Here is an 11835-nt window from a genome sequence, read left to right on the forward strand (position 1 = left end):
AAGGTGAGCTGCTTTTTTGCATCCTGAATCAATTGACATCCACTCCGATGTATTTTTTGATGGTTCTTTTCGTTTCGGTATGCTGGCTCCATGCCCATGGGGTAATGCGTTCATATGTAATGATCATTTTCCCTTTCAGCCTTGGGGAGGGAGACTCATTTTTCATTTTCAAAAATGTGGTATCCTTAATGTCTTGGCCAGTCGTGAAGTCGTTCCACTTCTCTTTGGAAGGCAGCTTTTCCAGCATAAGGCCGAGCTCTATCCCTTGCGTCCGGCCGTAGCGGTTTAAACCGATGACATTTTTCAGAGAATTATTCGGCCATCTGAGTTCCTCATCGGCATCAAGAAGATAGATGTTCAAGCTGTCTTCTCTCGGATCTTTACTGAAAAATCCCCAGCTTTGCGGATAAATCATGGAAACGGTTTTGGATTGATGCTTGGTTAATTGGATGGCGGAGCTTGGCAATGCCGCGATGATGGTAAAAAACAAAACGATGATCCAGGCGGCCATGATAAAAAGAAAGAATGAAAACATGCTGGTTTGCTTCTTGTCAGTCAATTGAAACCCTCCTAGCGTATGGAAATTTCATTGACATGATTATACACCATTCAACAAGTAAAATATTAATAAATTAGATTTTTCAGACTAATATACTATTATATGTAAAAAAGGGAGTGTTCATATGTTTTTGATGAATGATAAAGTGCTGTGGGGAGCTGTGGTTCTCGCCTTTATTCTTTCGATTGTGTTTTATCCGTTTCTTCCTGCTGATATGGCCATTCACTATGACGTGTCGAACCGTCCGAATACATCAATCAATAAAACGGCCGGCGTCCTGATTTTTCCCGTGCTCATGATGATCTGCATGTTATTCAGAAAAAAGGTCGTCCAGCTATTCCTCGTCGTTTACTGTCTGCTGATCGTGCATATTGCCGTGATGTGGCTGGCACTGTAGACATAAAGAAAACCGGAGCCCTTAAGCTCCGGTTTTTCTTATTTATAAAATACTTTCTCAATGTTGTATTTCGACTGAAGGGTATTGATCGCGTACGTTTCGTAAATCTCCCTTTCCATCGGATCATTTACGACACATACTTCAATTTTATACACTTCATCCCTGTGATGTTTAACAGGCGACACATTGTCTTCAAAATGCTTTTTGATTCTTTGTCTTAATTTACGGGCTTTCCCGACAAACAGCAGCTCATCATGAATGTTATAAAACATAAATATGCCGCCTTTGTCTCTCGGAATTTGGTGAAAATCAATGAAACCGTAAATCGCTTTAATCGCCGGTTCATTCTCCGACGGTGACTGCTGCCGTTCCGTAATGGTTACATCAGGAGCAGGAAGGTTTATTTTTATCAAATGGGTCACGTCCTCTTATTCATTAAAGCTCCATCCTATCATAAGAATGCGCCAAAAGCTATTTTTTATTCAAGCGCCCCGGCCGGATCATAAAGGCTCAAATCAATTTCCGTCTGCTGCCCGAGCGCGAGTTTCGCCAGTTCAGCCCCCAGATACGGCCCGCTCGTCAGCCCTGAGGCGCCCAGCCCGTTGGCAACGAGGAGTCCGCTGATATTCGGCACTTTGCCGATGACCGGAAGAAAACCGGGAGTAAACGGCCTGAACCCGACTCTTGTCTCTATCATAGTACTGTCTGAAAGCCCCGGCGCCACAGTTAATGCTTTGTCAAAAATCTCGCGGAGACCGCCGGCCGTCACCCGCAAATCCATGCCGGTATCGTTTTCATGAGTCGCGCCCGCTATGATTCTGCCGCTGTCAAAGGCGAGAATATATTGATCGTTTGGGGGCATGACGACGGGCCAGCCGCCCGTCTCCTCTCCCTGAAGCTCTAAATGAACGATCTGCGCCTTTTGGTATGATACTGAAAAACGGATGCCGAGCGGCTCAAGCAGCTCTCTAGCCCAAGCGCCGGCCGTTACGAGAACCTGGTCGGCAGTAAGCGTGCGTTCTGCGGTTTTCACACCGATGACGGCACCGTCCTCTGTCAATATTGACGCTTCTTCATTGTAAACAGCCGCTCCGTGCTTAACGGCCGCATTTAACAGCGCCTTACGAAGCGCTCTCCCGTTCACCCGGGCCGCGCCGCTGACATGAACCGCCCCGTATTCCTCCGACAGCGCGGGGAACAGCGCCTTCGTTTCTTCCGGAGTCAGTCTTGTAATGTCACCGATTTCAGGGGCGTCCTCTCTTCTTTTATAAGCTCTTTCCTCCATTTGGCTGAGTTTTTTTTCATCCGTATGGAGGCTGACAGCACCGACCTTTTGATAACCGGTTTCTGTTTCTCCATCAGCTTCAAGCTGCTGTATCAATTGGTTATAATAGCGGGCTCCGCCTTTTGCGATCGCATACCATGCCTGATTGCGGCGCTGTGACAGCCACGGGCAGACGATCCCCGCCGCGGCGTCAGTCGCCTGCCCCGGGTGCTTCCGGTCAATGACCGTTACATCCGCCCCGGCCTTTGCGAGATGATAAGCCGCGGACGCACCGAGAATGCCGGCCCCGATAATTATATAAGACTTCATGTGTAACACCTTTTCTATCTGTTTTGTCTTATTTATTTTAACAAATGGAGCGCCCGGTTCCTACCGGAGTCCTGACAGCAATGATGAGTTTCGAAAACGGAAACGTATAATAAAAGGAATACGTTCTTGTCTGAAAGCCGTTTTCCTCAAGAATCTCTCTGTATTGTGATGTATTTTTTATATCTGACACGGCCAATGTGCCGCCAGGCTTCAGCACCCTCACCATTTCTGCAATCGCCCGTTCCCTCTCTTTTCTGCCTGAAATGTTGTGTACGACAAAATGCGAAATGACAAGGTCAAACGTTTTATCAGGAAACGGCATGTCTTGCGCGAGTCCATCATACAAATCAATTTCCGGCGCTCCTTCTGCCCGTCTGTTCTTTTCAAATGCGTCTCTCCCGTTTCCGCTCAGATCCCAGCCTGACCATTTGTCAATCGCTGAGACGTCAGCGCCTTTTTGAGCCGCGGCGATGGCTAGCAGCCCCCGTCCCGTCCCAATATCAAGCACCTTCATGTCCGGCTTTAAACCGGAAAGCGCAAGAATGCGATGGCGGTGTAAAAGTTTAATGGCCGTTGAATACAAGAGTATCCAAAGACCGAGCAATAAAAACAAGGTGCCCGTCAGCCAGCCCCAGTAAGGAGGAATCATACCGCATAACGTGGCAGCGGCATAAAGGAGCGCAAGAAAGATAAATCCAAACGCTCCATAAGGCGCATCAATGCCGTATCGTGTTGTCATAACACTCACCCCTTTCAATATTTATCCAAATGGTATACCATATTATTCTAGCAAAAGCCGAAAGGAGATACGACCATATGAAACGCGGCATTACTTTTGACATCCCAAATGAATTCGGACGGTTTGCGGCAGATATATTACAACCGTTCCCCATCTCTTCCTATGCGTGGTTTATCGGTGATGGAGAGGCGTATACTGAATTCAAAGAAGACACCGATACAGACCTGTTTCCGCAAAATCAGCGCATCATTCAGGGTCAAGAACTCCGTCAGCGTCTGGAAGTAAACCCTTATTATATGATTTTTGCTGAATTGAAAGCTTTCCCGAGCGGGATGGTAACGGAAATCAATACGTATGAGGAATATTTGGATAGTTCCTGTAAACTTGTGCTTCTCATCGCAGATTGCTCGTATGTAACGTTATATTGCAAAGATCCGGACATGCTCGAAGCCCTTTTTCAGCAGGCTGTACAATGCGGGTTTCACCGCGTTGACTATGTTACAGATAAGAATGATGCGAGAACGGGATTGTCTGTCTGGTGAAGGTGGTGCGTTCTTTTTATGAAGCGCTGGATAGGGCTTAGGATTCAAAATATTGACAAATTCGTGTGTTTTCAACAAAAAAATCACCCCCTCATGTATACTGAGTGCGTAACTTACATATGAAAGGGGTATGGCAATGAAAATCAGTTTGAAGAAAAAAGCAGGTTTTTGGAAGAAGACGGCGGTTTCATCTCTTATTTTCACCATGTTTTTTACCCTGATGATGAGCGGTACGGTTTTTGCGGCCGGGCTGAATAAGGATCAGAAGCGCCGGGCGGAACAGCTGACCAGCATTTTTGAAAACGGAAAGACGGAAATCCAATATGGATATGTTGAAGCGTTGGATGACGGAAGAGGTTACACTTGCGGGCGGGCCGGCTTTACGACGGCTACCGGAGATGCGCTGGAAGTAGTCGAAGTATACACGAAAGCGGTGCCGAATAACAAATTGAAAAAGTATTTGCCTGAATTGCGTCGTCTTGCGAAGGACGAAAGCGATGACATCAGCAATCTGAAAGGATTCGCTTCTGCCTGGCGCTCACTTGGCAATGATAAAGCCTTCCGCGCTGCCCAGGATAAGGTAAACGACAGCTTGTATTATCAGCCGGCGATGAAACGTTCAGAAAATGCCGGACTGAAAACGGCCTTGGCCAAAGCGGTGATGTACGATACGGTGATTCAGCATGGTGACGGTGATGATCCAGACTCCTTTTATGCCCTGATTAAACGCACGAACAAAAAAATGGGCGGGTCACCGAAAGACGGAACGGACGAGAAGAAATGGCTCAATAAATTCTTGGATGTACGCTATGACGATCTGATGAATCCGGCAGATGAGGACACCCAGGATGAATGGAGAGAATCGGTTGCCCGTGTCGACGTTTTCCGCGATATTGTCAAAGAGAAGAACTACAATTTAAACGGGCCGATTCATGTCCGGTCAAGCGAATACGGAAATTTCACTATTCAATAAACAAAAAAACCCCGCCATATGGCGGGGTTTTACTATTAACCGATGGAGCCTTCCATTTCGAACTTGATCAAACGGTTCATTTCAACTGCGTATTCCATCGGAAGTTCTTTTGTGAATGGCTCGATGAAGCCCATAACGATCATTTCTGTTGCTTCTTCTTCAGAAATACCGCGGCTCATCAAGTAGAAAAGCTGTTCTTCAGAAACTTTTGATACTTTCGCTTCGTGCTCCAATGAAATGTTGTCGTTCAGGATTTCATTGTAAGGGATTGTATCAGAAGTTGATTTATTATCCATAATGAGCGTATCACACTCGATGTTTGAACGGGCGCCGTCCGCTTTCCGTCCGAAGTGGACGATACCGCGGTATGTTACTTTTCCGCCCTGTTTCGAAATCGATTTTGATACGATTGTGGATGACGTATTCGGTGCAAGGTGAATCATTTTCGCACCTGCGTCCTGATGCTGTCCTTTGCCCGCAAGAGCGATAGAGAGCGTCATGCCGCGCGCGCCTTCACCTTTCAGAATGACAGCCGGATATTTCATCGTTAATTTAGAACCGATGTTTCCGTCAACCCATTCCATCGTCGCGTTTTCTTCACAAACCGTACGTTTCGTTACTAAGTTGTAAACGTTGTTCGCCCAGTTTTGAATTGTTGTATAACGGCAGTAGCCGCCTTTTTTGACGATGATTTCAACAACCGCGCTGTGAAGCGAGTTTGTTGTGTACACAGGAGCCGTACAGCCCTCTACGTAATGAACGCTTGCTTCTTCGTCAACGATGATCAGCGTACGTTCGAACTGACCCATGTTTTCAGAGTTGATGCGGAAGTAAGCTTGAAGCGGTGTTTCAACCTTCACGCCTTTAGGCACGTAGATGAAAGATCCGCCGGACCAAACAGCTGAGTTCAGCGCCGCAAACTTGTTATCAGTCGGCGGAATGACTTTCGCCCAGTGCTCGCGGAAAATGTCTTCATTTTCTTTCAGCGCGCTGTCTGTGTCTTTGAAGACAATGCCTTGCGCTTCAAGATCTTCTTTCATATTGTGGTACACAACTTCGGATTCGTACTGTGCAGAAACACCGGCAAGGTATTTTTGCTCAGCTTCAGGAATACCGAGTTTGTCAAATGTCTGTTTAATTTCCTCAGGCACTTCATCCCAAGAACGCTCTGAACGCTCAGACGGCTTTACGTAATACGTAATTTCGTCAAAGTTTAAAGAGTTTAAATCCCCGCCCCACTGCGGCATCGGCATGTTGTAGAAATGCTCAAGAGATTTCAGGCGGAAATCAAGCATCCATTGAGGCTCTTCTTTCATGCGTGAAATTTCTTCTACGATTTCTTTTGTCAATCCGCGCTCTGAACGGAAAATGGAAACGTCCTTATCGTGAAAACCGTACTTGTATTCACCAATTTCAGGCATTTTTTTAGCCATCCATTTTCACTCCAATCTTTTAATTGCCGCCTTTTTCGCCAGCGACTCCTTTTTCAAGTGCTTTCCATGAAAGGGTGGCACATTTAATCCGGGCCGGGAATTTCGAAACGCCTTGAAGGGCTTCAATATCCCCGAGATCTATTGAGTCGTCATACTCTTTCCCTTGCATCATGTCTGAGAAAATCTTAGACATGGAAAGGGCGGTATCAATATCTTTTCCTTTAATGGCCTGCGTCATCATGGAAGCTGAAGCCATGGAGATGGAACAGCCTTCCCCTTCAAACTTCGCTTCCTGAACGGTATCGCCGTCAAGCTTCATTGTCAGTCTGATCCGGTCGCCGCAAGTCGGGTTGTTCATATCGACGACGATGCTGTCATCCAAAACCCCTTTGTTGCGCGGATTTTTGTAATGATCCATGATCACTTGTCTGTATAATGTATCTAAATTTGCATTAAAAGACATTTGTAAAGTACTCCTTTGTCTTTTGGAGGGCTTCCGCGAGCTTATCGATCTCTTCCTCTGTATTATACAGATAAAAACTCGCTCTCGCAGTAGCAGATACATCCAGCCATTTCATGAGCGGCTGGGCGCAATGATGGCCGGCTCTGACCGCAATGCCCTCAGCATCGAGGACAGTCGCGACATCATGAGGGTGAACCTCATCAAGATTAAATGTCACAAGTCCCGCCCGCTCTTTCGGACCGTATATCGTCACGCCGTCCAGCTGCTCGAAACGGTCAAGCGCATAGGCTGCAAGCTTATGCTCATGCCGGGAAATCTCGTCGAGTCCGATCTCTTCAAGAAAATCAATCGCGGCTCCCAATCCGATCGCGCCTGCGATAATCGGCGTGCCTGCTTCAAATTTCCACGGAAGCTCTTTCCAAGTTGATTCATAAAGCCCTACAAAGTCGATCATTTCGCCGCCAAATTCGGCCGGCTCCATATTCTCAAGCAGTTCTTTCTTGCCGTACAGCACGCCGATTCCCGTCGGGCCGCACATTTTATGGGAAGAAAGCGCGAAGAAGTCGCAATCCAGGTCCTGAACGTCAATTTTCATGTGCGGTGTGCTCTGCGCCCCGTCCACCACGATGACAGCGCCATTGTCATGAGCGATTTTGGCGATCTCTTTAATCGGGTTGATCGTGCCGAGCACGTTTGACACATGAGCGACTGCCACGATCTTCGTATGGCTTGTGACAGTCTGCCGGACGTCGTCCAGCGAAAGCGTGCCGTCTTCCTGCATCGGGATATATTTTAAAGTCGCGCCGGTTGCTTTTACTGCCTGCTGCCACGGAATGATATTCGCATGATGCTCCATTTGGGTGATGACCACTTCATCACCGGGTTTTAAGCTGGCGCGGGCATAGCTCAGCGCTACCATATTCAGTGAAGTTGTCGTGCCTTTTGTGAAAATGACCTCAGCCATTGACTTCGCATTGATAAACTTGCGGACTTTTTCACGCGCACCTTCATAGCCGTCTGTCGCTCTCGTGCCAAGAGTATGAACGCCTCTGTGAACATTGGAATTGTATTTGCTGTAATACTGATCCACTGCTTCAATGACAGCACGCGGCTTCTGGGAAGTCGCCGCGCTGTCAAGGTACACGAGGTCATGTCCGTTCACTTGCTGATGAAGGATCGGGAACTGTTCACGAATATCGGTGATATTCATTATTTTACTTTCCTTTCGATGACGGAGACGAGCTGTTTCTTAACTCCTTCAATCGGAAGCTCTTTTACCACCGGAGCAAGGAATCCGTAAATGACTAAGCGCTCCGCTTCTTCTTTCGGAATTCCGCGGCTCATTAAGTAGTAAAGCTGGATCGGGTCCACACGGCCGACAGATGCCGCATGTCCTGCAGTTACATCGTCTTCATCAATTAAGAGAATCGGGTTTGCATCTCCGCGTGCTTTTTCACTCAGCATCAGGACGCGGGATTCCTGTTCAGCGTTTGCTTTAGACGCGCCGTGCTCGATTTTGCCGATTCCGTTAAAGATGGAAGATGCGGCATCTTTCATGACTCCGTGCTTCAGGATATAGCCTTCAGAAGCCTTACCGAAGTGGATGATCTGCGTCGTAAAGTTTTCCGTCTGTTCTCCTCTTCCGACAACTACGGTTTTCGTATCGCCGTATGTGCCGTCTCCGTAGAGGTTTGTCGTGTTTTCAGAAATCGTGTCGCCGTCGTTCATCAGTCCGAGCGCCCACTCGATTTTGCTGTCTCGTCCGCGCGCGGCTCCGCGGCGGTTGACGTATGTTGTGACACCTGCTGACAGGTTGTCAACGGCGCCGTACGTCACGCTGGCATTATCACCTGTGACCACTTCACTGATAATGTTGAATACCGCTTCTTTCGGATTCACCGTGCTGATGTAGTTCTCAACGTAAGTGACGGAGCTGTGGTCTTCAGCGACGATCAGCACGTGGTTGAACAATGCCGTGTCATTGCTTTCATGAACGTAAACGGCCTGAACAGGCGTCTCCACCTGAACGTTTTTAGGAACATAAAGGAATGCCCCGCCGTTCATTAATGCCGCATGAAGCGCAGTCAGTTTATGCTCGTCGACCTTTACGCCGTCTTTCATGAAGTATTTCTCAACGAGGTCGCTGTGCTCACGGGCAGCCGTTAAGATGTCCATGAAAATAACGCCTTTGTCTTTCAGTTCTTTTGAAAGAGAAAGGAAAGCAGGCGTTTGATCACGCTGCACATATAACGTTTTGTCTTCGTTTTCGATATCGATCAGCGCTTTTGCTTCATCAGCTAAATCTTCTAAAGAAGCAAGCGGCGCGTTTTCTACTGTATGCTTGTTGAACTTTGTAAAGTTCCAATTTGTGATTTTTGTTTTATCAGGCTTAGGCAGCGGCAGATCTTCAGCTTTTTCAAGAGCCTGTAAGCGCAGGTTTTTCAGCCAGGCAGGTTCTTGATGCTTTTCGGAAAAGCCTTTGACATATTCCTGATCTACGGATAGTTTCGTTTCCAATGTCATGATTATCCCCCTAACGCTTACGCTTCTTGGCCTACAGTTTCGTCTTCAATGCCTAGTTCCTGTTTAATCCAGTCATAACCTTCCGCTTCAAGGCGCTGTGCAAGCTCCGCGCCGCCGGATTTCACTACGCGTCCCTGCATCATAACGTGAACGACATCTGGCGTGATGTAGTTCAGAAGGCGCTGGTAGTGAGTGATCATTAAGCAGCCGAAGTTTTCGCTGCGCATTTTGTTGATTCCTTTAGAAACGACTTTAAGCGCATCGATATCAAGACCTGAATCGATCTCGTCAAGAATGGCGATTTTCGGCTCGATCATCATAAGCTGAAGGATTTCGTTGCGTTTTTTCTCCCCGCCTGAGAAACCTTCGTTCAGGTAACGCTGCGCCATTTCAGGGTCCATTTCAAGGAACTCCATGTTTTCGTCCATTTTGCGAATGAATTTCATAAGAGAAATTTCATCGCCTTCTTCACGGCGTGCGTTAATCGCAGAGCGAAGGAAATCGGCATTTGTCACACCGCTGATTTCGCTTGGGTACTGCATCGCAAGGAAAAGACCCGCCTGAGCGCGCTCGTCCACTTCCATTTCCAGTACATCTTTGCCGTCAAGCGTGATGCTTCCTTTTGTAACTTCGTATTTCGGGTGTCCCATAATCGCTGCTGAGAGCGTGGATTTACCGGTACCGTTCGGCCCCATGACAGCGTGGAATTCGCCGCCTTTTATTTCAAGGTTTACACCTTTTAAGATCTCTTTTCCTTCGATTTCAACGTGAAGATCCTTGATCGTTAATGTTGAAGCAGCCATATCTATACCTCCAAAATATATAATCATTATTCTCAATTTATTCTCATTCTAATTTTATAACAAATGAAAAGTAAATACAACTTTTTATATTACCCGGAACATTCCTAAAGTTTATCAAAGATCAAGGCGTAATTAAAGCTGTTTGAAACAGAAAAAGGGCGGAAATCCACCCTTTTTTACTGACCGATTTTCTCATTAAGCTGCGCTGCGAGGAACTTGCTTTTTTGATATTCAAGCTCCCTCTGCCGTTCGACTTCCATCCTTTTTGAAAGACGCCGTCCGTATTCCTCGTAGCCGATGCCGTGTGACTTCTGCATCGCTTTTTCCATTTCAGGCGTATAGTCAAGGTCCAGTCTCTCGTGGCTGGTGCAGATAATGAATCAATCCCTTCATATATTTGTTTCTATTGTAACAATGATCCGCTGCTCCGGCCAAAGAGGGTGTGCCCCTGAATCCTTTCGAATGTGCCGGAAACCGGCACTCGCTTTATCTGAAAAACGGTATTCACACGATTGCTCATTCTAATGCGTCGTATGTCCGAATTCCTGAATACACTGCTGCACGAGGGTCACTCCCTGACTGAGAGCCGCGCCGCCCCCGAATGCCGCCGCGACGCTGATGACCTCAAGGATGTTTTCTTCTGTCGCCCCTTGGTCAAGGCAGCCCTTCGTATGATAAATCATGCAAAATTCATCTTGAGCGCTGATGCTGATGCCCAGAGCGATTAATTGTTTCTCTTTTTCAGTTAATGAATCCGCTGAGAAACACTGTTCAGTAAATTCATTAAACTTCCGCCCCATCATCGGCATTTTTTGCTCGAATATACCTAAACCTTCTTTATATTGTTTCAATGCGTCATGCACGCTTTTTCCGTTTTCCTGGTATTGAGCCACTGCCATTCCCTCCAATCGTTAACCTTCCTTTTTATTATGGACAGTTCTCCGATTAATACCCGAAAAAAACCCCGGATGATTCATCCGGGGTTTTCGCTTTATTCAGATACGGGAAGCACGGCTCCGTCGTATTTTTTCTCAATAAAGTCTTTGATTTTCTTAGAGTGAAGCACTTCCATAAGCGCTTTGATTTTCTCTGATTTTTCGTCACCTTTGCGTACGGCGATGATGTTTGCGTACGGGTTGTTTTTCGTTGATTCCACTTGAATCGCATCTTTTAACGGATTCAGTTTGTTTTGAATCGCATAGTTGACGTTAATGAAGACTGCATCGCCTTCTTCTTCATTATATGCTTTCGCCGTTAATTCAGGGGCGATTTTTTTGAATGTCAGGTTTTTCGGGTTTTTCGTAATGTTTTTCGTAGTGGCTTCAATCGTTTTTACCTTCGGATCAAGTGTGATCAGTCCGGCTTTTTCAAGCATCGCCAGCATACGGCCTTGTTCAGCGACATTGTTAGTCATGATGATGGTCGCGCCTTTAGGCAGGTCTTTCAGTGATTTGTATTTTTTCGTGTAAATTCCGAATGGCTCAAGGTGAACGGCTCCGGCATTCACGAGTTTGTAATCTTTATTTTCTTTCATTTCCTGTTCAAGGTAAGGAACGTGCTGGAAGTAGTTCGCATCCACTTCATTATCAGCTAACGCTTTGTTGTACATTTTGTAATCGTTCAGCACTTTTACTTTTAATGTGTAGCCTTTTTCCTTCAAGAGCGGTTCCGCTTCTTTTAAGATTTCAGCATGCGGTGTTTTTGTCGCGGCGACGACGATTTCCTTTTTATTTGAGCCGTTTGATCCGCAGGCGGCCAAAACTCCCGCGAACACAAGCAGCAGCGCACTTAATACAATCTTTTTCAATG

Annotated in this window: 15 protein-coding genes; 3 read left to right on the top strand and 12 right to left on the bottom strand. The window is 46.6% G+C overall.

Features of this window, described 5'->3' with window-relative positions; translation table 11 throughout:
* Positions 1-28: 28 nt before the first annotated feature.
* Positions 29-559, bottom strand: a complete 531-nt coding sequence (locus tag HWY38_RS01195; RefSeq protein ID WP_025285231.1) for an SdpA family antimicrobial peptide system protein — start codon at positions 557-559, stop codon at positions 29-31.
* 124 nt (positions 560-683) lie between these two features.
* On the opposite strand from HWY38_RS01195, the gene HWY38_RS01200 reads away from it, so the two are divergent.
* Positions 684-956: a DUF1648 domain-containing protein gene (locus tag HWY38_RS01200; RefSeq protein ID WP_007410095.1), complete on the top strand. Its 273-nt coding sequence runs from the start codon at positions 684-686 to the stop codon at positions 954-956.
* A 38-nt stretch (positions 957-994) separates the two neighbouring features.
* Here the strand turns inward: HWY38_RS01200 and HWY38_RS01205 are convergent, their stop codons facing one another.
* The 3 genes from HWY38_RS01205 to HWY38_RS01215 form a co-directional block, all read right to left on the bottom strand.
* A complete protein-coding gene (locus tag HWY38_RS01205; RefSeq protein WP_007410094.1) occupies positions 995-1369 on the bottom strand; it encodes a nucleotide excision repair endonuclease in 375 nt (124 codons plus the stop codon).
* A gap of 65 nt (positions 1370-1434) precedes the next feature.
* A complete protein-coding gene (locus HWY38_RS01210; protein WP_053104474.1) occupies positions 1435-2550 on the bottom strand; it encodes an NAD(P)/FAD-dependent oxidoreductase in 1116 nt (371 codons plus the stop codon).
* 37 nt (positions 2551-2587) lie between these two features.
* Positions 2588-3289: a class I SAM-dependent methyltransferase gene (locus HWY38_RS01215; RefSeq protein ID WP_224181105.1), complete on the bottom strand. Its 702-nt coding sequence runs from the start codon at positions 3287-3289 to the stop codon at positions 2588-2590.
* Positions 3290-3366: 77 nt separating this feature from the next.
* Between HWY38_RS01215 and HWY38_RS01220 the strand changes: the two genes are divergently transcribed.
* A complete protein-coding gene (locus HWY38_RS01220) occupies positions 3367-3831 on the top strand; it encodes a DUF2691 family protein (RefSeq protein WP_224181106.1) in 465 nt (154 codons plus the stop codon).
* Positions 3832-3967: 136 nt separating this feature from the next.
* Positions 3968-4804: a chitosanase gene (csn, locus tag HWY38_RS01225; protein ID WP_015387749.1), complete on the top strand. Its 837-nt coding sequence runs from the start codon at positions 3968-3970 to the stop codon at positions 4802-4804.
* Between the two features lie 35 nt (positions 4805-4839).
* Here csn and sufB read toward each other — a convergent pair whose 3' ends face one another.
* The 8 genes from sufB to metQ form a co-directional block, all read right to left on the bottom strand.
* Positions 4840-6237, bottom strand: coding sequence for a Fe-S cluster assembly protein SufB (gene sufB, locus HWY38_RS01230; protein ID WP_003151878.1), 1398 nt, complete (start codon positions 6235-6237; stop codon positions 4840-4842).
* 19 nt (positions 6238-6256) lie between these two features.
* On the bottom strand, positions 6257-6700 hold the full coding sequence (gene sufU / locus HWY38_RS01235; RefSeq protein ID WP_003151877.1) for a Fe-S cluster assembly sulfur transfer protein SufU: 444 nt from the start codon (positions 6698-6700) through the stop codon (positions 6257-6259).
* Entirely contained in the window at positions 6690-7910 is a 1221-nt protein-coding gene (gene sufS, locus HWY38_RS01240) for a cysteine desulfurase SufS (RefSeq protein WP_069448967.1), read from the bottom strand. The genes sufU and sufS overlap by 11 nt, the downstream gene beginning before the upstream one ends.
* Positions 7910-9223: a Fe-S cluster assembly protein SufD gene (sufD, locus tag HWY38_RS01245; protein WP_224181107.1), complete on the bottom strand. Its 1314-nt coding sequence runs from the start codon at positions 9221-9223 to the stop codon at positions 7910-7912. The genes sufS and sufD overlap by 1 nt, the downstream gene beginning before the upstream one ends.
* Positions 9224-9240: 17 nt before the next feature.
* Positions 9241-10026 carry a Fe-S cluster assembly ATPase SufC gene (sufC, locus tag HWY38_RS01250; RefSeq protein WP_003151872.1) on the bottom strand — a complete coding sequence of 262 codons (786 nt, stop codon included), beginning with the start codon at positions 10024-10026 and terminating at the stop codon, positions 9241-9243.
* Positions 10027-10202: 176 nt separating this feature from the next.
* Positions 10203-10355: a hypothetical protein gene (locus HWY38_RS01255; RefSeq protein ID WP_003151857.1), complete on the bottom strand. Its 153-nt coding sequence runs from the start codon at positions 10353-10355 to the stop codon at positions 10203-10205.
* Positions 10356-10547: 192 nt separating this feature from the next.
* On the bottom strand, positions 10548-10925 hold the full coding sequence (locus tag HWY38_RS01260) for a carboxymuconolactone decarboxylase family protein (protein WP_044801961.1): 378 nt from the start codon (positions 10923-10925) through the stop codon (positions 10548-10550).
* A gap of 92 nt (positions 10926-11017) precedes the next feature.
* Entirely contained in the window at positions 11018-11833 is an 816-nt protein-coding gene (gene metQ / locus HWY38_RS01265; RefSeq protein WP_012118382.1) for a methionine ABC transporter substrate-binding lipoprotein MetQ, read from the bottom strand.
* Positions 11834-11835: the final 2 nt, after the last annotated feature.

It is taken from the genome of Bacillus sp. KS1 (genome assembly GCF_020075515.1).
GTDB lineage: Bacteria > Bacillota > Bacilli > Bacillales > Bacillaceae > Bacillus > Bacillus velezensis.